The organism is Ramlibacter sp. (assembly GCF_036383835.1).
Lineage (GTDB): Bacteria > Pseudomonadota > Gammaproteobacteria > Burkholderiales > Burkholderiaceae_C > Ramlibacter.
In genome coordinates this window covers 1-20,468 of record NZ_DASVNN010000094.1, presented here as the reverse complement: position 1 = coordinate 20,468, position 20,468 = coordinate 1, and the positions used below count along the sequence as shown (strand labels likewise).

26 protein-coding genes and 1 pseudogene are annotated in these 20,468 nt (G+C 66.3%); 18 read left to right on the top strand and 9 right to left on the bottom strand.

Annotated elements, in window-relative coordinates:
- The first annotated feature begins 369 nt into the window (after positions 1 to 369).
- From VF522_RS15415 to VF522_RS15375, 10 genes and pseudogenes are all read left to right on the top strand, one after another.
- On the top strand, positions 370 to 690 hold the full coding sequence (locus VF522_RS15415; protein ID WP_330909171.1) for a hypothetical protein: 321 nt from the start codon (positions 370 to 372) through the stop codon (positions 688 to 690).
- A 152-nt stretch (positions 691 to 842) separates the two neighbouring features.
- Positions 843 to 1,235: a hypothetical protein gene (locus VF522_RS15410; RefSeq protein WP_330909170.1), complete on the top strand. Its 393-nt coding sequence runs from the start codon at positions 843 to 845 to the stop codon at positions 1,233 to 1,235.
- A gap of 80 nt (positions 1,236 to 1,315) precedes the next feature.
- Positions 1,316 to 1,660, top strand: a complete 345-nt coding sequence (locus VF522_RS15405) for a hypothetical protein (protein WP_330909169.1) — start codon at positions 1,316 to 1,318, stop codon at positions 1,658 to 1,660.
- Positions 1,657 to 1,929 (top strand): hypothetical protein, encoded by a 273-nt coding sequence (locus VF522_RS15400; protein ID WP_330909168.1) that lies wholly within the window; start codon positions 1,657 to 1,659, stop codon positions 1,927 to 1,929. The genes VF522_RS15405 and VF522_RS15400 overlap by 4 nt, the downstream gene beginning before the upstream one ends.
- 183 nt (positions 1,930 to 2,112) lie before the next feature.
- A pseudogene (locus VF522_RS24550) lies at positions 2,113 to 2,187 on the top strand (zinc-ribbon domain-containing protein); the annotation flags it as partial.
- A gap of 126 nt (positions 2,188 to 2,313) precedes the next feature.
- Complete coding sequence (locus tag VF522_RS15395) at positions 2,314 to 2,790, top strand: hypothetical protein (RefSeq protein ID WP_330909167.1); 477 nt, start codon at positions 2,314 to 2,316, stop codon at positions 2,788 to 2,790.
- A gap of 285 nt (positions 2,791 to 3,075) precedes the next feature.
- Positions 3,076 to 3,786, top strand: a complete 711-nt coding sequence (locus VF522_RS15390; protein ID WP_330909166.1) for a hypothetical protein — start codon at positions 3,076 to 3,078, stop codon at positions 3,784 to 3,786.
- A 184-nt stretch (positions 3,787 to 3,970) separates the two neighbouring features.
- Complete coding sequence (locus VF522_RS15385) at positions 3,971 to 4,264, top strand: type II toxin-antitoxin system RelE/ParE family toxin (protein ID WP_330909165.1); 294 nt, start codon at positions 3,971 to 3,973, stop codon at positions 4,262 to 4,264.
- 2 nt (positions 4,265 to 4,266) lie between these two features.
- A complete protein-coding gene (locus VF522_RS15380) occupies positions 4,267 to 4,593 on the top strand; it encodes an addiction module antidote protein (protein WP_330909164.1) in 327 nt (108 codons plus the stop codon).
- 96 nt (positions 4,594 to 4,689) lie between these two features.
- Positions 4,690 to 4,920 (top strand): addiction module protein, encoded by a 231-nt coding sequence (locus VF522_RS15375; RefSeq protein WP_330909163.1) that lies wholly within the window; start codon positions 4,690 to 4,692, stop codon positions 4,918 to 4,920.
- A 43-nt stretch (positions 4,921 to 4,963) separates the two neighbouring features.
- On the opposite strand, the gene VF522_RS15370 is transcribed toward VF522_RS15375, so the two are convergent.
- The 4 genes from VF522_RS15370 to VF522_RS15355 are packed head-to-tail and all read right to left on the bottom strand — an operon-like array spanning position 4,964 to position 7,252.
- Positions 4,964 to 5,707 carry a spermidine synthase gene (locus tag VF522_RS15370; protein WP_330909162.1) on the bottom strand — a complete coding sequence of 248 codons (744 nt, stop codon included), beginning with the start codon at positions 5,705 to 5,707 and terminating at the stop codon, positions 4,964 to 4,966.
- A gap of 47 nt (positions 5,708 to 5,754) precedes the next feature.
- Complete coding sequence (locus VF522_RS15365) at positions 5,755 to 6,453, bottom strand: RNA polymerase sigma factor (RefSeq protein WP_330909161.1); 699 nt, start codon at positions 6,451 to 6,453, stop codon at positions 5,755 to 5,757.
- Positions 6,450 to 6,755, bottom strand: coding sequence for a cupredoxin family copper-binding protein (locus VF522_RS15360; protein ID WP_330909160.1), 306 nt, complete (start codon positions 6,753 to 6,755; stop codon positions 6,450 to 6,452). Before VF522_RS15360 ends, VF522_RS15365 begins: the two co-directional genes overlap by 4 nt.
- Positions 6,752 to 7,252, bottom strand: a complete 501-nt coding sequence (locus VF522_RS15355; RefSeq protein ID WP_330909232.1) for a DUF4142 domain-containing protein — start codon at positions 7,250 to 7,252, stop codon at positions 6,752 to 6,754. The genes VF522_RS15360 and VF522_RS15355 overlap by 4 nt, the downstream gene beginning before the upstream one ends.
- A gap of 193 nt (positions 7,253 to 7,445) precedes the next feature.
- On the opposite strand from VF522_RS15355, the gene VF522_RS15350 reads away from it, so the two are divergent.
- From VF522_RS15350 to VF522_RS15330, 5 genes are read left to right on the top strand one after another with little or no spacing between them, the layout of a single operon-like run.
- Entirely contained in the window at positions 7,446 to 8,402 is a 957-nt protein-coding gene (locus VF522_RS15350; protein ID WP_330909159.1) for a tripartite tricarboxylate transporter substrate binding protein, read from the top strand.
- Positions 8,403 to 8,416: 14 nt separating this feature from the next.
- Positions 8,417 to 9,220: an HpcH/HpaI aldolase family protein gene (locus VF522_RS15345; protein ID WP_330909158.1), complete on the top strand. Its 804-nt coding sequence runs from the start codon at positions 8,417 to 8,419 to the stop codon at positions 9,218 to 9,220.
- Entirely contained in the window at positions 9,217 to 9,696 is a 480-nt protein-coding gene (locus VF522_RS15340; protein WP_330909157.1) for a tripartite tricarboxylate transporter TctB family protein, read from the top strand. The genes VF522_RS15345 and VF522_RS15340 overlap by 4 nt, the downstream gene beginning before the upstream one ends.
- A gap of 54 nt (positions 9,697 to 9,750) precedes the next feature.
- Positions 9,751 to 11,268, top strand: a complete 1,518-nt coding sequence (locus VF522_RS15335) for a tripartite tricarboxylate transporter permease (protein WP_330909156.1) — start codon at positions 9,751 to 9,753, stop codon at positions 11,266 to 11,268.
- Complete coding sequence (locus VF522_RS15330; protein ID WP_330909155.1) at positions 11,255 to 12,136, top strand: oxaloacetate decarboxylase; 882 nt, start codon at positions 11,255 to 11,257, stop codon at positions 12,134 to 12,136. The genes VF522_RS15335 and VF522_RS15330 overlap by 14 nt, the downstream gene beginning before the upstream one ends.
- On the opposite strand, the gene VF522_RS15325 is transcribed toward VF522_RS15330, so the two are convergent.
- Positions 12,112 to 13,047, bottom strand: coding sequence for a LysR family transcriptional regulator (locus VF522_RS15325; RefSeq protein WP_330909154.1), 936 nt, complete (start codon positions 13,045 to 13,047; stop codon positions 12,112 to 12,114). The genes VF522_RS15330 and VF522_RS15325 overlap by 25 nt on opposite strands.
- 44 nt (positions 13,048 to 13,091) lie before the next feature.
- Here VF522_RS15325 and VF522_RS15320 point away from each other — a divergent pair, with 44 nt between their 5' ends.
- The gene (locus tag VF522_RS15320) at positions 13,092 to 13,781 is read left to right on the top strand and encodes a response regulator (protein WP_330909153.1); all 690 of its coding nucleotides are present in this window, start codon (positions 13,092 to 13,094) and stop codon (positions 13,779 to 13,781) included.
- Between the two features lie 4 nt (positions 13,782 to 13,785).
- On the opposite strand, the gene VF522_RS15315 is transcribed toward VF522_RS15320, so the two are convergent.
- The 4 genes from VF522_RS15315 to VF522_RS15300 form a co-directional block, all read right to left on the bottom strand.
- A complete protein-coding gene (locus VF522_RS15315) occupies positions 13,786 to 14,796 on the bottom strand; it encodes a porin (protein ID WP_330909152.1) in 1,011 nt (336 codons plus the stop codon).
- A gap of 171 nt (positions 14,797 to 14,967) precedes the next feature.
- Entirely contained in the window at positions 14,968 to 15,540 is a 573-nt protein-coding gene (locus tag VF522_RS15310; protein ID WP_330909151.1) for a hypothetical protein, read from the bottom strand.
- A complete protein-coding gene (locus tag VF522_RS15305) occupies positions 15,540 to 17,270 on the bottom strand; it encodes a hypothetical protein (RefSeq protein WP_330909150.1) in 1,731 nt (576 codons plus the stop codon). Before VF522_RS15305 ends, VF522_RS15310 begins: the two co-directional genes overlap by 1 nt.
- 153 nt (positions 17,271 to 17,423) lie before the next feature.
- Positions 17,424 to 18,149 carry a GntR family transcriptional regulator gene (locus VF522_RS15300; RefSeq protein ID WP_330909149.1) on the bottom strand — a complete coding sequence of 242 codons (726 nt, stop codon included), beginning with the start codon at positions 18,147 to 18,149 and terminating at the stop codon, positions 17,424 to 17,426.
- Positions 18,150 to 18,273: 124 nt separating this feature from the next.
- Here VF522_RS15300 and VF522_RS15295 point away from each other — a divergent pair, with 124 nt between their 5' ends.
- The gene (locus VF522_RS15295) at positions 18,274 to 19,263 is read left to right on the top strand and encodes a tripartite tricarboxylate transporter substrate binding protein (RefSeq protein WP_330909148.1); all 990 of its coding nucleotides are present in this window, start codon (positions 18,274 to 18,276) and stop codon (positions 19,261 to 19,263) included.
- A 14-nt stretch (positions 19,264 to 19,277) separates the two neighbouring features.
- Positions 19,278 to 20,444 carry an enolase C-terminal domain-like protein gene (locus VF522_RS15290; protein WP_330909147.1) on the top strand — a complete coding sequence of 389 codons (1,167 nt, stop codon included), beginning with the start codon at positions 19,278 to 19,280 and terminating at the stop codon, positions 20,442 to 20,444.
- Positions 20,445 to 20,468 lie beyond the last annotated feature (24 nt).

Sequence of the window (20,468 nt, the reverse complement as noted above, 5' to 3'; positions counted from 1 at the left end):
TGACGCTAGGAGCCCCAGCGCCGCGGGCAGCGCGCCGGCAACGCCATGCGCCAGCACGCCAAATGGCCGCTTGTAGATATCCGTTTCCCACGCTTACCATCGCCCCCAAGGTCTGTGAAATCAAGGGCTTAGGGGAGCAGAGGGTGAATCGATCAGACGTTCGAGAGGGTGTTATCCGGACGTGTTATCCGCCACGAGGCAGTACCGCGTGCGTGCTGGATGACGTCGGACGTGTGGCAAGCGTAGTTATTAAGCGTCCGGCGAGGAACTTGTCGGCACGACAAGGACTTGAGGCGCCTGAGAGGGAAGTGTTATCCGGCGGATGCGGGATAACACGTCACGGTGTGAGGTCTACATTGCGTTAGACCGATGGAAGACGACGATTTTCCTTTCCAGGCCAAGTTCGAAGCCGAGATGCGCCGTGCCCGCGAGCAGCTGGGCCTCTCCGTCGGTGATATCTACGAGGACTGCGCGTATCACCCAGTGCTCTGCGTCTCGGTGGACTACGAGCAGGATGACATATCGGGCATTTCGCTGATCGACGGAACACACCCTCGGTCGTGCAGCCTTCGCCATTGTGGCGTACGGAAGCTGACTGTTGAAGAGGCGTGGGAAATCCGAAGGAAAGGACCGGCTGATCCTGAGGTACGCGAGCGCATTGCGCCAGAACGGAGGTGGTGGCGTGGTTAGCAAGACAAGACCGGGCGCACGGTCTAACAGAACGGTCGACTCGGACACGTTGCGGCAAGGCGCCGCGAGGCGCCGGTGTTTATCCTGCACCTCGCGGCGCCTTGCCGCAACGTGCCGGTCACCTTTACGTTAAAGCTCACGGAGAAGCGCCCATGAAGATCACAGTAGATCCGCAGCATTTCGAGGCTCTCGAGTTGCGAGTTCTCGAGGAAGTCGTCGAATCTGTGATCGACGTTTTGGAGAAGGCGGGCGTCAGAGACGCCGCTTTGGCCGAAGCAGCCGCGAGCATTTCTTTCTCTGTCGCAGCGATCATCGATGGCAGCCGCGTGATGGAACTCGACGGCGAACCTGTGCTCCCGTTTCTGACCTTTGCTCGCGGGCCGGACGAGTCCGAGCTAGTCGCATCCAGAGGGGGCTCCGGTATGCACGAGTATGTGCACGGGATCGTGGAAGACATGCTCGGGCAGAACGGCCTACAAGCCACGATTGTCGATCGGGGAAGGGGTGAGGTACCCCCGAAATCGCTCGGAAGCGGGTGCTTCTGACCTTTTTGCACAGCCTCGTTAGACCGCACGGCGACGTCCGGGGGGAACATGAAGAGAGCCAGTAAGCCGAGAGGAGGCACATGAGCACTTCGGAAGCGTCGAAAAGCCAAATCATTGAGGCCATCACAGCCCCCCTCGGGTTCTTCGTACTCGCCCTTCTTATCGTCGAGGCATTTCTCGCCACCGTTCTCATTGGCGCCGAATTGCAGAACACAGACCGTGTGTTCGGGATGTACTTGGGCGTTGGCCTGTTCATTCTTGTGGTCGTCGTCGTCGGTCTTTTTGTCTGGTTTAAGCCAGAGAATCTGACGTTCGACAAGGAGGCACACCTACGCGACAGGAATCGACCACCTTTTGGAACTGCCGCAGCAACTCGTTTGTCTCCTCAAGCGCTAGTGCCTGTCGAACCTGGAGGAAGCAATTGAAGGCGTATCTCATAACCTACGATCTGAAAGTACCCGGCAGGGACTATGCGACCCTCTACACGGCTATTAAGAGCTACGGAAACTGGTGGCACTTCCTTGAATCGAACTGGATCATCGTCACAAACGAGACCAGCACGCAAGTGTGGAATCGGCTGGCGGGAACGATCGACAGGAGCGACTTTCTCCTCATCATCGAAGTGCGCAGGGATAGCTACGGTTGGCTTCCTCCAGAGGCATGGAAATGGATTACGACATACGTCCCCGCATGAAAGGCTCGGCTAGGCGGTCTAACAGGTCGGTCGACTCGGACATGTTTCGGAAAGGGGCCGCACAGTGTCGTTGGAAATCGTGCACTGTGCGGCCCCCTGCCGCATCGTACCAGTCACCCTCACGTTCGACCGCAGTGAGGTCCTCGTGGGCCGTCGGAGTACCACCATTGGGAGGGGTAGGCGATGGGAATGATTCAATGCAGGGAATGCGGGGCCGCAATCAGTGATACAGCCAGAGCCTGCCCGAAGTGTGGAGGTAAGCTTCCCCGCACGAAATGGTGGCTGTGGATTCCGCTCGGGCTAGTTGGTGCATTCCTCCTATACGGACTTTCAGTTCCGGAACACGTCAGTCGCGCGAATGAGCTGCGGAGGACGTGCGAAAAGATGCTTCCCCTTCAGAACGCTGAATGCGAGCGGATTTACGACAAGGCCATCCGAGAGGGCAAGCTCGCGGGGCAATCGCCCGAGTCCAGAGCCTATGTCCCCACCGCATATGATATTGATGAGCGCAGAAGGAAGGCGGAGAAGGAAGCCGCTGACAACGTTGCCGAGACTCGTGTCTGCCAATCCAAGAGTGCAGAGATGGCTGCGGAGTTTCAGCGGTTGATGACTGCACGCGAGTATTGGTCTGCGGCGCTCTCGATCCGCCGATGCGCTCAACTTGCCAATGATCCGAAGCTAGCTGCGATGGTCGCCGATGCAGAGATCAGGTCCTACGTCAAAGACATCGAGGATCCCAAGACTCTCACAGCGGACCGCGTGCGATTCATAGAGGCGTTGTCTCGTGAGTATCCCGAGCGGGGGAAGAAGTACGCCTCACTCCTCAAGAAGCTCAGCTCGACGGCCAAAAGTGATCGCTAAGGTTAGACCACTTGTTGCGTGGCAGATCGGTAGTTGTGCTCTGTGGTCACCGGCAGTCATGGACCTCGGGCCACCAAACCGAGCGTCCGAGCGGTGCGGTCGAATATGTCGTTCAGTTAACTTTGCGTTAGGTCGCAGCGAATGCCCGAGTACCTTCAGTTCGCTTTGACTGTGCTCACGTCTGCGGGAGTGAGCGCTACATTGTGTTCCGGCTTAGTTTGGATTGCGCGAACATGGATGTCGGAGCGTTTGCGTGCCAGCATCCAGCATGAATACGACCAGCGGATGGCACAACTCAACGCGGAACTCAAGGCTCATGGCGAGACGATTTCCACGCGCCTCAAAGCGGAAATTGATCGGGAGGCAGACAAGCTTCGATTGAGTTCCCAGTCGTTCGGTGAAGTTCAGAAGGCCGCAATTGGCAAGCGCCTTAATGCAGTGGAGGAAGTCTGGAGAACAATTCTTGAACTCGATGATGCACTTCCTGTCGCGCTGACCTACTTTGACGTTCTCCTGCTGGAGGAATTCAAGGATGCGTATCAGAAGCCCAGGTTCCGTGAAGCATGGGAAGCACTGGATCATGTGCCTATCGTGGTGGGAGCGTCAGATAGAGCACGGAAAGTCGCCCTGCTTCGGCCATATATTGGCGAATATGTGTGGGCCCTATACGCCACGTACCAAGCCGCTTTGCTCCGCATGGTTTACTTAGTCGATAGGGCAAAGACAGAACCTGACAAACTGCTTTGGCCCAAGGACAAGCTTCTGCGACAGCACCTTCAGGCCGGTTTGGGAGACAAGGCGTTGTCAGAGTTCGACACCACTCGAATTGGGTTTGTAAGCTGGATCCAGGACCGGTTCACCCGAAAAATTCTCCACGCGATGGAGGACATCGTGGCGGGACGGGAATTCGGCGAAGCCGCTCTGAGGCAAGCTGAATTGATGGAGGCAAGAATTCGCGAGGCCAATCGTGGGGTAGCTGACGCAGCAACGACCTAACGGGTCGGTCGACACGGACGTGGCGGCTGCTCCGGTTTAGCCGATACTCTGATAAGACATGGCACCGACGTAGTCGCTGCACACTGTGCATGCCTATGGTCCGCCGGTCACTTCATCTCTCAGCCGAAGGTTCGGCCAGCGCTCCAGCTTGACGGTGATGTAGCCCATGGGATACAATCCGCGCATGCGCGTGGAGATGACCGAGGTCTATCGAGACTGGATCAACTCACTCAGAGACCGAGCCGGCCGCGCGCGGGTCCAGGTGCGGGTGGACAGGCTTGTTCACGGCAATCCTGGTCAGCATCGAGTGCTGACTGGCGGCGTGAGTGAGTTGAAGATCGACTTCGGACCTGGGTATCGTGTGTATTACACCGAGCGCAAGGGGGTGCTGGTTGTTCTTCTCGCTGGTGGTGACAAGTCCTCCCAGCAGAGGGACATAGAGACGGCGCTGGCACTTGCGAGGGGTTTGCTGGAGTAGCTATGGCCAAGGCAGTAAAGGCAAAGGAATCCGCGGCGCCGTGGACCAAGACGATCGCATACGACGTTGCGGAACAACTGCGCACGCCGGAAGAAATGGCGGCGTACCTGGACGCCTGGCTTGAAGAAGCTCCAGAGGATGCGGCGGGCATTGCTCGCGCTTTGGGAGACATCGCGCGAGCCAAGGGAATGAGCCAGGTCGCACGCGACGCAGGCCTGAGCCGGGAAAGCCTGTACAAGGCACTTAGCGAGAACGGAAACCCCAGCTTAGCCACGGTTCTGAAGGTCGCCCAGGCTCTCGGCGTCAAGTTCCGTGCTGAGGCTGCATAAATTGCGGTCGAACAGGTCGATCGATACGCCGCCCAACGGCGTGCGCTCCTCCGGTCGCTTCTGCTGAATGCCGGTCATCTTCACAGGAGCATCCCTATGGCTGACCCTTTCGCAGACCTCGCCGAACGTGCAACGTCCCTGGAGCCGGAGGATCGCGTCCGCCTGGTGGAAATTCTCCTGGACTCCCTGCACGATGAATCTGTCGCTGAAGTTGAAGTGGCTTGGGAGCAGGAGATCCGTCGGCGAGTCGAAGCCTTCGAGAGCGGCGACGTCGAGACCCATGCCGCTGAGGATGTTTTCGCGGAAGCCCGCCGTATCGCCCCGTGAAGCGATCAGCGCCTCTCTCCGCACCGGACGCCTGACTTTGCGGTCATCCTTGCACCGTTGTGGTTGACTCTATCCGCCGCGCCATCGCGAGCCAATCGCCGGCCGGCAGCTCCCATCGTTTTTCAATCTCGCGAGCCCGCGCCGCCAGCACGTCTTCCTCCGGCACCTCGCCGCACTGCGCGATCACGACCACATTGCCAGCCTCGGTAGGCGGGAACTGCCAGATCGCGCGCGGCTGCACGCCTTTGCGGATCCGCGCGACGCTCGCCCGCACATCCAGGTCGCGTCCGATCAGATTCACGGCCACAGTGCCGCCTTCGCGCATTCCGGCGCGGCAGTCGGCATAGAACGCCTCCGTATCGAGCGCAGGCTTCTCGACCGACGCGTCATACGCATCCACCTGCAGCACATCGATGCTGGCTCGCCCGACTTGCGCGATGTATTCCAGCGCATCCGCATGCACCACCCGCAGCCCCTCACCATCCGCCGGCACCGCGAAATACATCCGGCACGCCTCGATCACCCGCTCATCGATCTCCACCCCCGTCGCCCGCATCCCCAGCACGCGATGCGCGAACTTCGTCAGCGACCCCGCGCCCAGCCCCAGCGTGATCAGATGCTTGTCGCGCAGCGAATCGAGATTGTGGAACAACAGCCACGCTGACATCCGCACCGCATATTCCAACTCCAGCCGATCGGGCTCCGCAATCCGCATGACACCCTGGCACCACTGCGTGCCGAACTGCAGCAGCCGCATCCCTTCCGCTTCGGTGACGACGATGTCCATGAACGCAGCCTAGCGCGCCGATGCGCGGCCATGCGCCGCAAACCGCCTTACGTACTCCTGGCCAGCACCCGCGCCACGATCCGATCGCAACGCTCCCCATCGAACGAGAACACATCGCGCTCGGCCACATCCATCTCCCGCGCCACCGACTCCCGCAGCAGGCTGCGCGCACGGAAGTGCCGCGTCCGCACCGTGGCTTCGGGAATGCCGAGGCACTGCGCCGTTTCCTCCACGCTCAGCTCCTCGATGGCCCGCATGACGAACACCGCGCGGAAGTCCTGCGGCAGTTCGTCGATCTTGCGCTCCAGCAGGGCGCGCAGTTCCGCCCGCACGAGCGCGTCGTCGGGCGCCTCATCGTGCAGTCCGCCGGGGACGTCTTCCATGGCTTGGTACTCCTGCGCATGGTCGAAGGCCGCGCCGGCGGCCTGGATCGGAACGATGTTGTCGCGGCGGGCCTGGCGGCGCAGCCGCGCCATGCACTCGTTGACCACGATGCGGGTCAGCCAGGTCGCCAGCGAGGACTCGCCACGGAAGCCGTGCAGCGCTCGGAACGCCGCGAGGTAGCTCTCCTGCAGCGCGTCTTCCGCTTCCGCGTCGTCGCGCAGCAGGGCGCGCGCCGTGCGGTAGAGGCGCCGGTTGTACAGCCGCATCAGCGCTTCGAAGGCCCCGGGGTCGCCCGCGCGCACGCCGGCGATCAAGGCCTCGTCGCCGGCACGCGCGTCGCCGTCCTTGCGCTGCGGATTCATTTCACTTCCACCGTCGCCTTCATGCCGGGATGGTAAGTGCAGATGTAGTCGTAGGTGCCGGCCTTTTTCGCCGTCCAGGTCCAGCTCGCCCCCGGGGCGATCTGCTTCGAATCGAAGCGGCCGGCGGCCGTCGCCGTGTGCGGCACGACGTCCTTGTTGCGCCAGGTCACCTTGTCGCCCTTCTTCACCGTGAGCGTCGCGGGCGCGTACTTCATGCCCTCGATCGTCACGGTGTGGGTCGCGGCGGCAGCGGCGAGGGGAAGCAGCAGGGCGACCGCCATCAGGCCTCGCAGCGATCTCATTTTCCGAGCTCGGCCTGCAGGTGCTTGGCGTGCTCGAGGTGCTGCACGAATGCCGGGCGGACCTTCTCGATCAGGCCCTTGAGCTCGGCGTTCTTGGCGGAGGGGATCAGCGTCTTGTCGACGGCGTCGAGCACCGCCTGGTGATAGGCGACCTCATTGTCCACGTAGGCCTTGTCGAAGTCCTTGCCCTTGAGCTTCTTCAGCTTGGCCAGGTTCTCGTCGCCGCCTTTCTTCAGGCTGGCGCTGGTGTCGTTGGCTTCCGGCTTCACCTTCAGCTTCTTCGCCAGGGCGGTGGCCTGCTTGTTGACGGCGGTGTGGTCGGTGACCATCTGCTTGCCGAACTTGCGCACTTCCTTGTTCTTGCTGGTCTTCTGCGCCAGCTTGCCGGCGTCGACGTCGACGGTGTTGGCGGTCACCACGATGTGGGCGATCTGGGGATCGGTGGGACCTTGCTGGGCTTGCGCGGGCAGCAGGGCGGCGGCGAACAGGGCGGGGATGAAAGCGCGGAGGTACACGGTCGGGCTCCTTGGTGGTGGTTGTGGGCGATAGATGCCACGAGGCGCCTGCGCGTTCCCGCCCGCGGCGGCCGGCCTCCTTACATTAGCGTCAGGTTAACGATCCCGCGCCTGGCTTGATTGAAGTGCAGCGCCGGGCTGCCTAGCATCTGCTCCCATTGCACCAGGAGACAACATGAAAAGACTGCTTGCGGGCCTCGCCGTGGCCGCATCCACCCTCGTTTCCCTGCCGGCCCAGGCCGACCTGTCCAGGATGGAGATCCTGGTTCCGTCCGGCGTCGGCGGCGGCTGGGACCAGACCGGCCGTGCCCTGCAGCAGGCGCTGCGTACGGAAAAGGTGTCCTCCAACGTCCAGGTCACCAACGTGCCGGGCGCCGGCGGCACCATCGGCCTGGCCCAGTTCATCACCACCAAGAAGGGCCGGCCGAACGCGCTGCTGATCGGGGGCTTCACCCTCGTCAGCGCGGCGATCACCAACAAGTCCGCCGTCTCCCTCGCCAACGTGACGCCGATCGCCCGGCTCACCGGCGAATACGAGATCCTGGTCGTGCCGGCGACCTCGCCCATCCGCAACCTCGGCGACCTGGTCGCCAAGCTCAAGGCCGAACCCCGCTCCGTGTCCTGGGCGGGCGGTTCGGCGGGCAGCACCGACCACGTGCTCGCCGCGCTGGTCGGCGAGGCCGTCGGCGTGGATGCGAGCAAGGTCAACTACGTGGCGCATGCCGGCGGCGGCGAGGCGATGACCTCCATCCTCGGCGGCCACGTGACGGTCGGCATCGGCGGTTGGAACGAGTACGAAGCGCAAATCAAGGACGGCAAGCTGCGCGCCATCGGCGTCGCGGCGCCCAAGCGCCTGCCCGGCATCGACGTGCCGACCTTCCGCGAGCAGGGCGTGCCGGTCGAACTGGCCAACTGGCGCGGCGTGTTCGCCCCGCCCGGCATCCCCGATGCCGAAGCCAAGGCGCTGTCCGCGGCCCTCGAGAAGCTGGCCAGGAGCGACACCTGGAAAAAGATGCGCGACGAGCGCGGCTGGCTCGACTACTACATGCCGCGCGCGGAGTTCGAGAAGTACATCGCGGGCCAGCAGGTCCAGATGCAGAAGACGCTGACGACGCTCGGCCTGGCGAAGTAATCGAGGAAGAAGGAATGCCCATCATCGAAAACGCCGCCCTCAAGCGCATGCGTGCCGGCGACGTAGCGCTCGGAATGCAGGTGCGCCTCGGACGCAGCAGCGAAGTGGCCGCGCTGGCCGCGGCCACCGGCCACGACTGGATCATGCTGGACCTGCAGCACTCCGGCGTGGACGTCGCCACCGTGGTGGAGATCTCGCTGGCTTCGTACGGCTTCGGCGTGACGCCGGTGATGCGCGTCGCCGGACTGGACAACCCGGACACCGTGCGCCTGCTCGATGCCGGCGTCATGGGCGTGATCCTGCCCGACGTGCGCAACGCCGACCAGGCGCGGGCCTTCGTGCGCCAGTGCCGCTTCCCGCCCTACGGCACGCGGTCCGTCACCACGGGCTACGTCGTGCTCGGATACCAGCCGCTGCACATCTCCGAAGCGGCCCGCATCCTGAACAACGAGACGATGGTCGTCGCCATGATCGAATCGCTGGAAGGCGTCGAGCAGATGGAAAAGATCGCCGCGGTCGAGGGCGTGGATGTCATCCATCTCGGGTGCAACGACCTGCTGATGCAGATGGGCCTGCCCGGGCAGTTCGGCTCGCCCGAGCTCGCCGCCGTCGTCAAGCGGCTGCTGGCCGCGTGCCAGAAGCACGGCAAGTTCGCCGGCTTCGGCGGCGACCGCGACGTGCGCCGGCAGCGCGAGTTCATCGAGGCGGGCGGCCGCTTCATCACCACCGACAGCGACCTGGGCTTCCTGCGGCTGGAAGCGACCCGCAAGACGCAGGCGCTGCGCGGCACCGCGCCGGCCGGAGCCGAAGCGCGATGAGCGCCTGGAACGCCGAACGCCTGGGCACCGCGGTGATCGGTGCCGGGCTCGCCAGCCTGGGACTCTTCATCGGCTGGGAGACGACGGCAATGCCGGCAGGCCCCGCCTATGCGGCCGTCGGGCCGCGCGCGTTCCCCGCGCTGATCGGCATCGCGCTGGTCGTCATCGGCCTGCTGCATGTGCGCATGGCGGTGCGTCAGGGCGCGAGCGCCGACGACGCGCGCTACGACACGCGCGCCGTGGCCTGGATCGCCGGCACGCTCATCGTGCAGATGATCCTGCTGCGCTGGGTGGGATGGATCCCCGCCGCCACGCTGGTGTTCGTCGGCGTGTGCCGGGCCTTCGGCAGCCGGCGCCCGGGCCGCGATGCCCTGATCGGCGTCGTGCTGGCCGCCGGCACCTTCGTCCTCTTCAACCTCGTCCTCGGCCTGAACCTGCCGCTGGGCGAGTGGGTGGAGCCGTTGCGGGGCCGCTGAGGCCCCTTCGATCACCGACAAAGCGGCGCGCCGACGCCGCGCATGGACAGAGGTATGGAGACATTCGCTTCACTGCTGCACGGCTTTTCGCTCGCGTTCACGCCGCTCAACCTGATGTGGTGCGCCCTCGGCGTCACCATCGGCACCGCCGTCGGCGTGCTGCCCGGCATCGGGCCCTCGCTCGCGCTGGCGCTGCTGCTGCCCGTCACGGGCAACCTGGTCGATCCCACGTCGGCCTTCATCATGTTCGCCGGCATCTACTACGGCGCGATGTACGGCGGCTCGACCACGTCGATCCTGCTGAACGCGCCGGGCGAGCCCAGCTCGATCGCGACCACGATCGACGGCCACGCCATGGCGCGCACCGGCCGCGCGGCGCAGGCGCTCGCCACCGCGGCGATCGGCTCCTTCGTCGCCGGCAGCATCGCCACCGCGGCCTTGACCTTCGTCGCACCGTCGCTCGCCAAGCTGGCCCTGCTGTTCGGGCCCGCGGAGTACTTCGCGCTGATGGTGGTGGCGCTGACGACGGTCACCGCCGTCCTCGGTGACTCGCTCACGCGCGGCTTCGGCAGCCTGTTCTTCGGCCTCGCGCTGGGGCTGGTGGGCATCGACCTGCAATCGGGCCAGGCCCGCTTCGCGCTCGGCGTGCCGGAACTGCTCGATGGCATCGACGTGGTGATCGTCGCCGTCGGCCTGCTGGCGGTGGGCGAGACGCTGTATGCCGCTTCGCGCCACATCCACGATGGGGAAACCGTCTCGCGCGTCACCGGCTCGCTGTGGCTGAGCCGCGAGGACTGGCGGCGCTCCTGGAAGCCGTGGCTGCGCGGCACCGCGATCGGCTTTCCCATCGGCGCGCTGCCCGCGGGCGGCAGCGAGATCCCGACCTTCCTGTCGTACATGACGGAAAAGCGGCTGTCGAAGAACCCGGAGGAATTCGGCAAGGGCGCCATCGAAGGCGTGGCGGGTCCGGAGGCGGCGAACAACGCATCGGCCGCGGGCGTGCTCGCACCGCTGCTGTCCTTCGGGCTGCCGACCTCGGCGACCGCCGCGATCATGCTCACGGCCTTCCAACAGTTCGGCGTGCAACCCGGTCCCACCCTGTTCACCAAGAACCCGGACCTCGTCTGGGGCCTGATCGCCAGCCTCTACATCGGCAACGTGTTCCTGCTGGTGTTGAACCTCCCGCTGGTCGGCCTGTGGGTGCGGCTGCTCGCGATCCCGACGCCGTGGCTCTATGCCGGCATCCTGGTGTTCGCCACCCTCGGCGCCTACACCCTGAACAACAACCTGGTGGACCTGGTGATCCTGTGGGTGATCGGCATCGTCGGCTTCGGCATGCGCGTCATCGGCATGCCCGTCGCGCCGGCGGTGGTGGGCCTGATCATCGGCCCGCTGCTGGAACAGCAGTTCCGGCGCGCGCTGGCCATCAGCCAGGGCGACCCCAGCGTGTTCGTCACGCACCCGATCGCCGCCACGCTGCTGGGCCTGGCCATCGTGCTGGTGATCGCGCCGGCCCTGCTGCGCCGTCGCAGCCACCGTGAACCCGCCGGAGTGGTCCATGGCATCGTCTAGGCGCGAGCGTTTCCGCGAGCTGGTGGCCCGCCCCGAACTGCTGGTGCTGCCGGGCGCCTACGACGCGCTGAGCGCCCGCATCGCCGAGACGCAAGGCTTCCAGGCGATCACGGCCGGCGGCTATGCGGCGGTGGGCAGCATGCTGGCGCAGCCCGACATGGGGCAATCGAACATGCGCGACTATGCCGCGCATTACGCGAGGATCTGCCAGGCCGTGGACGTGCCGGTGTACGTCGACGCCGACACCGGCTTCGGCGGCGTGCACAACGTGCGCGAAACGGTGCGGGCCTTCGAGGCGGCGGGCATCGCGGGGATGTTCATCAGCGACCAGGTGTTCCCCAACCGCTGCGGCTATCTCGCGGGCAAGTCCGTGATCCCGCAGCAGGAGATGGTGGCCAAGGTGCGCGCCGCCATCGACGCGCGGCAGGATCCGGCCTTCTTCATCTGCGCGCGCACCGACGCCGCCGCCGTCGAAGGCGTGGATGCCGCGCTCGATCGCTGCCGCGCCTACCTCGCGGCCGGCGCCGATTCCGCCAAGCCGCAGGGACTCGATACCGAGGCGGAGATCCGCCGCGCGATTGCCGAAGTGCCGGGCCCGCATTTCGGCACCCTGTCGCAGGCCGCGGGCAAGGGTGGGCTGCCGCTGCAGGCCTTGCAGGCGCTGGGCGTCGCGGCGGTCACTTTGCCCTCGCTGGCATTGTTCGCGGCGGCCCGTGCGGTCAGCCAGGCCTTCTCGGAATTCAGCAAGCGCGGCGACGTGGCTGGCCTGCAGGACAAGCTCATGCCGCTGGACCAGTACTACGAGCTGGTGCGCCTGCAGCAGTTCGCCGAGCGCGAACGCGCCTACCTCGAGCCCGGCGGGCGCTGACCATGCACCACCTCCGGCAGCCCCCTGCATTCCGCGATGAGCGCCAGGAGGTTGGGATCCCGCTCGCGCGCCCGCGGCACCAGCAGGCGGATGGTCTGCTGGTGCGCGAAGGGCGGTGCCAGGGGAATGAGCTGGACTTTCGTGGTGAACAGTCCGACGCGCGCGGGCAGCAGCCCGAAGCCGATGCCCTCGGCCACGAGGTTGGCCAGGGAGAACAGGTTGCCCGCCCGCATCACGATCTCGGGTTGGAAGCCCGCCGCGGCGAACAGCGGCTCCATCGCCTGCGCGGTCAGGAAGTCGGCGTGCAGGGCCACGAACTTCTCGCCCTTGAGCTCGCGCAGGTCGATGAGCTCCCGCTGCGAGAAGCGCGATTGCAGCGGTGCGGCGAAGCACAGGGGATCGTGGAAGAGCACCAGCGACACGAACTCCTCGGCCGGCTCCTCCTCCGTCGTCACGACGAGCGCGGCATCCAGTTCGTCGCTGCGCAGCTTCTCCACCAGCTCGCGGGTCGAGCCGAGCTTCATGTCGACGTCCAGGTTCGGGCGCCGGCTCTTGAGTCCGAAGATCAGCTGCGGGATGGTGCGCACCGTCAGCGAATAGGCGCTGCCGATGCGGATCCGCGTGGCTTCGAAACCGGCCACCTGGCGCGTGCGGCGGATGCCTTCCTCGCAGGTGTCGAGGGTGCGCTGGGCGTATTCGGCGAAGGTGTAGGCGGTGGCCAGCGGGATGAGCGCGCGGCCGTCGCGCTTGAACAGCGGGCAGCGCAGGCCTTCCTGCAGCGAATGCAGCGCGCGGTGCACGCTGACCGTGCTCAGCCCCATCGCGTCGGCGACGGCCGCCATCGAGCCGTGCCGCATGAAGGCCAGGAAGACTTCCAGTTTGCGGAGGGTGACCTCCTCGTCGATCGCCATGACGCCGATTCTAGGCAGGCGCCGCGTCGCGGCGGTGCCAGCCCATGACGCGCTTCCTGCTGGCCGACCCCGACCCGGTGTCCGCGCGCGGCGTGCAGCTGGCGCTGGAGCGGCGCGGGCTGCTCGTCGAGACGGTCTGCGACGGCCACCTGGCGCTCGCGCGCATCCAGCTCGGCGCCGCCGACGTGTGCGCGGTGGATGCCGGCCTGCGCGGCATGGACGCACTCACGCTGTTGCGTAGGGCCCGCGCCTCGGGCGTCGTCGTCCCGCTGGTGGTGGTGGCGGCGCACGTGACGCCGGCGGCGCGCGTGACCTGGTTCGATGCTGGCGCCGACGACCTGGTCCCCAAGCCCTTCGACCCCGATGAACTCGCGGTGCGACTGAAGTCCGTGCACAGGCGCGGCGCGCAGGCGACGCCCGTGAACCTCGCGTGCGGGCCGCTGAGCTTCGACTTGCTGTCCGGCACTTTCCTGCTGCGCGGCGCGCTGCTGGAACTCACGCCGCGCGAGCACGCCTTCGTCAAGGTGCTGATCGCGCGCCCCGGCTTCCTGGTGCCGAAGGACCGCCTGTTCCGCGCGGTGTTCGCCAGCGACGCCGGCAACGGCGCCATCGACGTGCTTGCCTGCCGCGTGCGGCGCAAGCTCGGGGGCAGCGGCGTGAGCGTGACCACGGTGCGGGGCATGGGCTACCTGCTGGCGCAGGACCGGAGCCTGGGCGAACCGGCCCCGGCCTGAGGCCTCAGAAGTACACGCGCAGCGCCAGCTCGCTGCCGATGCCCTGGCGGTCCGTGGCGGTCGCACCGGACGCCGCGAAGGTCTTGCGGGTCTGGCGCACCAGGGAGGCGTTGATGCTGGTGCGCTTGCTCATGGGGTAGTGATAGCCGATGCCGATGTGCGTGGTGTCGACGTCGCCGGCGTGGCTGGTGCGACCGGCGATGCGGTCGTTGTCCACCTTGCGCGCGGCGGCGCGGAATTCACCGGGTCCCGCGGGGACGCGCACGCCGAGGGTCGCCGTGTACGCCTTGCCGGCGTTGGTGGCGCCGATGTCGCTGGTCCTCACGTAGGTGCCGAACAGCGAGAAGGCGCTGAAGCGCCACGACATGCCGCCGCCCCACGAGGTCTTGGTGGAGCTGAGCGTCTCGCCGTCGACCTGCCACGCCAGCCCGATGTCCAGCGGCCCCTTGGTGTATTCGGCATGCACGCCGCGCGCGTTGTGCGCGGTGCCTTCGCCGAAGCGGCCGCCGACGCCGGCGCGGAAGCCGTTGAAGCTGGGGGTGATGTAGTACACGCCGTTGTCCCAGGCGTCGTCGGAACGGCCGGCGCGGCCCACGGCGGCGGCGAGGCTGAAGCCCTCGAAGGCTTCGAAGCGGCTGCCCGAGGTCATCTCGTCGATCGGCGAACGCAGGCGGCCGAGGGCGATGTTGCCGTAGGCCACATGGTCCAGGCCGACCCAGGACTTGTCGTCGAAGTACTTCACCGGGTCGCGCTGCTGGCCGGTGTCGACGCGCAGGCTGTGCTCCAGCCGCGCGAACGCGGACAGGCCGCCGCCGAGGTCTTCCTTGATGCGATAGCCCATGCGGCTGCGGCTGGCGTCGTCGACCCGGGTGATCCCGTCCTCGCTGACCGCGAGGTCGGGCAGGTGGCGCATGCCGATGTCCAGCATGCCGTAGATGCTGACGGACGACGTCTGCGCGTGGGTGAGGGAGGCGGCGGCCAGCAGTCCGAGGCCGACCAGGAGCTGTCTCGTCATGGTTTCGTTGTCTCCGTGATTCCTATGGGTGCGTGCACCGTTGCAGGCACCCCGCGAAGGTAGGAATCAAGGGGAAAAGCGGAAACCAGGGAGTGCGGATCCCCCACAGTCCGTCTTTCGGCAACCTTTCAATTGCCGTTCATGCGCATTACTCGCCGCTACTGGCTCGTCTCAGCCGGTCACGGTGATGGTGATCACCTTGTTCGGGCACTGGTTCGGCGTGTCCGTCCCGTAGAAGGCTCGGCGAAGCTTTACCAGCGGCTCATCGGGGGACAGCGGCTTGGGATTGCCGGCGGCGTCGCGCTGGCGCGCCCCGAAAAGCACGCAACCCTTCGAGTGGCTGGGCTTGAAGCCTGGATGGAAGAGGATGTCCGTTCGTTTCGCCCCGTCCGCAGCCTTCACGCCCGAGACCTCCAGCAGGAAGTCACCCTGGCGGCCGATCTCGCCGCAGCTACCCTGCACGAAATTGTGGTTGGACTCGTAGCGCAGGGTGCCTCGGTACACGCCGGCCGCGATCTTGAGCGCCGGGTTCTCGTAGAAGCGCCCGAAGTTCTGGCCGTTCACGCCGATGTCGCCGTACACGCGCGGCACCTTGACGCCGTTGTCCATGACCTCGTCGACCCCAAGGCGCTTGAGTTCGATCTTGAACTCGCTGGGATGCGTGGCCGGACATGTGCCTTGCGCGTGTGCGTGCAGGAGCGACGTTCCCAGTATCCAGGCGAGGATGACCGGATGGTTTCGCATCACCGACCCTCTCGCAGGATCGCGGCCAGGTCCGGCACGATGAGGTGTTCGGTGACGAGGCCGTAGCTGTCGACCAACTGAAGCTTCAGCGGCACGGCGCCTTGTGGCTTTTGCAGTTCGAGTGCCGTGAGACCCGGCGGCATCAGGGGACGTGGGCCGACCATCGGCGAACCGACGAAGCCAATTGCGGGTCCGGCGCAGACACTGTCGGGCGAAACCGTCGGCGCCTTGACGGCGTGGACGCTCAGGACCGGCTCCACGAAGAGTGTGTAGATGCCGGGTGCCGGTGGTGCGAAAGCCGCGGCGCCCAGGCATCCCACCTGGATCGATCGGACCATGTCGCGTTCCGGGCGGTCCGGCAGGCTGGCCAGCAGCATCATCAGGTTCAGCGTGAGCGGCGCCTCAGAGAACAATTGGGGATCGCTGGCATTTCCCGCGAGCCTGAGGACGCTGGTGCGTGCCACGCCAGGGAAGATCTTGAAGGCATCCAAGGGAACGTCCCGCCCGTTGATGCCCGCCAGCAGGGTGCCGGCCGCGGGATAGGGCAATCGCGTTTCGATGCCGAGCTCGCGGTCGCGCTGACCAACGAATCTGGCCTCGATGCCGCGCGAGGCCGTCACTGTGCCGCGCCATTTCCACAGGGCTGCTTCGCAGGATTTGTCGCTGCCTTCCGCCTCCCATCGGCAGCTGGCGATATCGTTGCGGATGCCGGCCTGGATCGTGCGGTACTGCTGTACCTCTCTCCTGAGTCTCTCCACGCTGTCCGGCGACAGCCCGGAAGTGTCGAGCTGCCTGCGGGTTTCATTCGCCTGGGCGCCGAGCATCGCGTTCAGGTCTTGCAATTGTTCCAACTGCTGCACTTCCTCTTCTCCCTCGCCGGATGCCGGTACTTGGGACGTGAAGAGGCTGATGGGTTGCAGGGTGAAGCCGTAGGTGACGAAGGAGGTGGGACTTCCAGGAGAGGTCGTCGCCAGCAGCGCCGCCAGCGCGTCCGCCACCCCGGCGAGATCGCCAGCCTTCGTCTTGAACAGGTCCGTCACGCGCTGAAGCGCCGGTGCGGTTCCACTGCCTTCCATCGCGAAGCTCAGGCGGTTTTCGCGCGCCAGGGTCGCGACCGTGCTGGTGTAGCTGCCGCTGGCCTTCCCGCCGCCCAGGCCGAATTTCGCCTTGGCGCCGAAGCGCACGGCGATCTCCTGTTTTGCGCTGTGCTCGATGTCGCTCAGGTTCAGGACGAGGCGCAGTGTCTGGCCCCGGTGTTCGGTGGCGGCCACGTGCGTGCCGCAGCGGCGCACGATGTCCGCCGCCTTGCCCTGGGCCAGCAGCGCGGCCACCGCGGGCGAGGGCGTGATCTCCTCCGCGATGGACCGCGGACCGATGTAGCGGGCTTCGAGGATCACGAACAGGCCCGCGCGACGGTCGGTATTCTGCTCGTTGCTCCATGCGGACAGCGATGCGGACACCGCGCCCCACGAGCCGCCGACCGATCCGCGCCGGCGCCGCTCGCGGTGGACCTCCTCCACCGTGTTCACCGCCTTCACATAGATGTCGTAGCGTTGCGTCGTCGGAACATCCCTCTGGACCACCTTGAAGTCGAAGCAGGACGGCACCGCCTGTTGCGGCTGCGCGATGTCCACACCGCTGCCAAGCGTGAGCGCACTGTCCGGGGGCAACGGAGCGAACACGGCGGCCGATGCGGAAGCCGCGAAGAGCATGGAGCTGGCGAGAGCCACGAGGACTTTGCCGCTGCTGGCGGAGGATGGACGCATGGAGGGCGGGTGGGTGGACAAAAGCGCGGAGTCTCGGGGACGGCCGACTTGCCCGTCAATGGCCAAACGGGGGCTGGCGTCGGCCACCTTTTTGCGGCAAGCCCGCAACCTGACTGGCTACTGGCTTCTCACCAGCGTCGTCACGATCGAATACCGATTCTCCGGATACAGCGAGCTCGTGACGATCACGAGGGCGCGTGCCGCGTCGCGGTAATGCCGCAGCACGCGCAGCGCCGGCGTTCCTTTCGCGGCGCCCAGCGGCTGCGACATCGCTTCGTTCACGGCGCAGGCCGAGACGGTCTGCTCCACGCTGGCGATGCGGCGGCCGTAGACGGATTCGATGAGGTCGGCCAGCAGCTTGTCCGGCTGGCTCTCGGCGAGGTCGCGCACCTGGCGGTAGTGCGGATCCACATAGGCATCGGTCCACCCGAGCGGCCGGGGCTTGCCGGCGACGCCGCGCAGCATGGCCATGCGATACCAGCGCGAACCCGGCTGGCATTGCAGCGTCCTGGCCGTCGCGGTGTCCAGCACGACGTCTTCCGCGGCGACCAGCTGGCGCTTGGCGGTGCTGGCCAGCGTGACCAGGCCGTCGAAGGACAGCGACTGCGTGAAGGTGGCGACGCCGCCCGGCAGCGCCTCCACCATCGTGCCGCGATTGCGCCGGCGCGAAATCAGGCCGCGTGCCTGCAGCTGCTGCAGCGCCATGCGCACGGTGTTGCGGCTGGTGCGGTAGGACGCCATGAGCTCCAGCTCGGTGGGCAGCAGGCTGCCCACCGGCAGCGTGCCGGCGCCGATCTTCTGGATCAGGTCTTCTGAAATCTGCTGGTAGAGGGCGACGGGCACGGGGCGGTTCTCCGATTTGTCCCCGATATGTTCATCGTATATGTCCCTACATATCGGCGGTCGGTACAAATCTACCATGCAGCCTTCCCGTTCCGGGCCCCGCCCGCCACCCAGAAGGATTCCCATGCAGCGCAGATTCCTCGGTCTCTCCGTCCCCGCCCTCGTCCTGGCCGCCGCGTTCGCGCCGGCCTGCAGCTGGGGCCAGGCCCGTCCGGCCGGCTACCCGACCAAGCCGGTGACGATCATCGTGCCCTTCACGCCCGGCCAGAGCGGCGACGTGCTGGCGCGCGTGCTGGGCGATCCCCTCGCCAAGCGCTGGGGCCAGTCGCTGGTGGTGGACAACAAGGGCGGCGCCGGAGGCACGCTGGGCAGCCGCGCCGCGGCGGCCGCGCCGGCCGACGGCTATACGCTGCTGCTCGGTTCCAGCGGCCCGCTCGCCTCCGCGCCCAACCTGTACGCCAACCCGGGCTACAACCCGCGCGAGCTGACGCCGATCATGAACGTCGCCGGCGTCGCGCAGGCCTTCGTCGTGCCGGCCAACTCTCCCTACAAGACCCTCGCGGAACTGCTCGCCGCGGCCAAGGCCTCGCCCAACCTCCTGAGCTACGGTTCGGGCGGCGTGGGGTCCTTCCAGCACCTCACCTTCGAGCTGCTCAAGCAGCGCACCGGCGCGCAGATCAAGCACATCCCCTATCGCGGCAGCGGCCCGGCCTACACCGACCTGATCGGCGGCCAGCTCAATGCGATGGTGGACTCGCTGCCCGGCGTGCTGCCGCACGTGCAGTCCGGCAAGCTGCGCGTGCTGGCGGTCTCGACCAGCCGCCGCGTGCCGCAACTGCCCGACGTGCCGACCGTCGCGGAAACCGGCATCGCCGGCTTCGATGCGCTCGGCTGGCTGGGCATCGTCGCGCCCAAGGGCGTGGACCCCGCCGTGCGCGATCGCATCAACGCCGACCTCAAGGCGGTGCTGGCCGACGAAGCGGTGAAGGCCCGCCTGGACGGCCTGGGCATGATCGTCATCGCGAGCTCGCCCGCCGAATTCGGCAAGTTCATCGACAGCGAACTCAGCAAGTGGGGTTCGGTCATCAAGGCCGCGGGCATCCAGCCCGAGTGAGTGGAGCGGACAGCATGCGCATCGTCGATATCCGCGAACTCGCCGTCCCGCTGGAAGGGGCCGTCGCCAACGCGGTCGTCAATTTCTCCGAGCACACGGTCTCGCTGGTCGCCGTCGTCACCGACGTGATTCGCGACGGCAAGCCGGTGATCGGTCTCGGCTTCAATTCGATCGGGCGCTTCGCCCAGAGCGGGATCATCCGCACCCGCATGATCCCGCGGCTGCTCGGCGCCGATCCGGTCTCCTTGCTCGCCGAAGGAGGGCAGTGCTTCGACGCGGCCAAGGTGCTCGCCACCCTCCTGCGCAACGAGAAGCCGGGCGGCCACGGCGACCGCGCCGGCGCCGCCGCCGCGATCGAGCAGGCCATCTGGGACCTGAACGCGAAGCTGGCGGACGAACCCGCCTACGTGACGATCGCGCGCGCCTTCGGGCGCGAGCCGGTGGCCACGCCGGTGGAGGTCTACACCGGCGGCGGCTACTACTACGCGCCGGGCACGGGCCGCACGCTGCGCGACGAATTCCTCTCCTACCGCGAGATGGGCTTCGAGAGCTTCAAGATGAAGATCGGCGGCGCGCCGCTGGCGCAGGACATGAAGCGCGTCGAGGAAGCGCTGCAGGTCGCCGGCAGCCCGGATCGCCTGATGGTCGACGCCAACGGCCGCTTCGACCTGCCCACCGCGCTCGCGTACGCCAGGGAGCTCAAGCCGCTGGGCCTGCGCTGGTTCGAGGAGATCGGCGACCCGCTGGACTACCAGCTCAATCGTGACGTGATCGAGGCGTACGGCGGCCCGGTGGCGACCGGCGAGAACCTGTTCTCGGCGATCGACACGCTCAACCTCGTGCGCTTCGGCGGCATGCGCCCGGGCCGCGACATCTTCCAGATGGATGCGGGCCTGAGCTACGGCATCACCGAGTACGCGCGGATGATCGAAGTGCTGGAGTCGCACGGCTTCGACCGCAAGCAGGCGGTGCCGCATGGCGGTCACCTGATCAACCTGCACATCGTCGTCGGCCTCGGGCTCGGCGCCTGCGAAGCCTATCCGGGGGTGTTCCAGCCTTTCGGCGGGTATTCGAGCGAATGCGAGATCCGCAACGCGAAGGTGCGGCCGAGCGATGCGGCGGGGTTCGGGCTGGAACAGAAGCGCGAACTGGTGCCGTTCATCCGGACGCTCAAGGACTAGAGTCGAGCGGTGGGCAAGCGAAGC

Coding starts and splice junctions, on each gene's coding strand:
- VF522_RS15415 (WP_330909171.1), top strand. CDS start 370: ATGGAAGACGACGATTTTCCTTTCCAGGCCAAGTTCGAAGCCGAGATG.
- VF522_RS15410 (WP_330909170.1), top strand. CDS start 843: ATGAAGATCACAGTAGATCCGCAGCATTTCGAGGCTCTCGAGTTGCGA.
- VF522_RS15405 (WP_330909169.1), top strand. CDS start 1,316: ATGAGCACTTCGGAAGCGTCGAAAAGCCAAATCATTGAGGCCATCACA.
- VF522_RS15395 (WP_330909167.1), top strand. CDS start 2,314: ATGCTTCCCCTTCAGAACGCTGAATGCGAGCGGATTTACGACAAGGCC.
- VF522_RS15390 (WP_330909166.1), top strand. CDS start 3,076: ATGGCACAACTCAACGCGGAACTCAAGGCTCATGGCGAGACGATTTCC.
- VF522_RS15385 (WP_330909165.1), top strand. CDS start 3,971: ATGCGCGTGGAGATGACCGAGGTCTATCGAGACTGGATCAACTCACTC.
- VF522_RS15380 (WP_330909164.1), top strand. CDS start 4,267: ATGGCCAAGGCAGTAAAGGCAAAGGAATCCGCGGCGCCGTGGACCAAG.
- VF522_RS15375 (WP_330909163.1), top strand. CDS start 4,690: ATGGCTGACCCTTTCGCAGACCTCGCCGAACGTGCAACGTCCCTGGAG.
- VF522_RS15370 (WP_330909162.1), bottom strand. CDS start 5,707: ATGGACATCGTCGTCACCGAAGCGGAAGGGATGCGGCTGCTGCAGTTC.
- VF522_RS15365 (WP_330909161.1), bottom strand. CDS start 6,453: ATGAATCCGCAGCGCAAGGACGGCGACGCGCGTGCCGGCGACGAGGCC.
- VF522_RS15360 (WP_330909160.1), bottom strand. CDS start 6,755: ATGAGATCGCTGCGAGGCCTGATGGCGGTCGCCCTGCTGCTTCCCCTC.
- VF522_RS15350 (WP_330909159.1), top strand. CDS start 7,446: ATGAAAAGACTGCTTGCGGGCCTCGCCGTGGCCGCATCCACCCTCGTT.
- VF522_RS15345 (WP_330909158.1), top strand. CDS start 8,417: ATGCCCATCATCGAAAACGCCGCCCTCAAGCGCATGCGTGCCGGCGAC.
- VF522_RS15340 (WP_330909157.1), top strand. CDS start 9,217: ATGAGCGCCTGGAACGCCGAACGCCTGGGCACCGCGGTGATCGGTGCC.
- VF522_RS15335 (WP_330909156.1), top strand. CDS start 9,751: ATGGAGACATTCGCTTCACTGCTGCACGGCTTTTCGCTCGCGTTCACG.
- VF522_RS15330 (WP_330909155.1), top strand. CDS start 11,255: ATGGCATCGTCTAGGCGCGAGCGTTTCCGCGAGCTGGTGGCCCGCCCC.
- VF522_RS15325 (WP_330909154.1), bottom strand. CDS start 13,047: ATGGCGATCGACGAGGAGGTCACCCTCCGCAAACTGGAAGTCTTCCTG.
- VF522_RS15320 (WP_330909153.1), top strand. CDS start 13,092: ATGACGCGCTTCCTGCTGGCCGACCCCGACCCGGTGTCCGCGCGCGGC.
- VF522_RS15315 (WP_330909152.1), bottom strand. CDS start 14,796: ATGACGAGACAGCTCCTGGTCGGCCTCGGACTGCTGGCCGCCGCCTCC.
- VF522_RS15310 (WP_330909151.1), bottom strand. CDS start 15,540: ATGCGAAACCATCCGGTCATCCTCGCCTGGATACTGGGAACGTCGCTC.
- VF522_RS15295 (WP_330909148.1), top strand. CDS start 18,274: ATGCAGCGCAGATTCCTCGGTCTCTCCGTCCCCGCCCTCGTCCTGGCC.
- VF522_RS15290 (WP_330909147.1), top strand. CDS start 19,278: ATGCGCATCGTCGATATCCGCGAACTCGCCGTCCCGCTGGAAGGGGCC.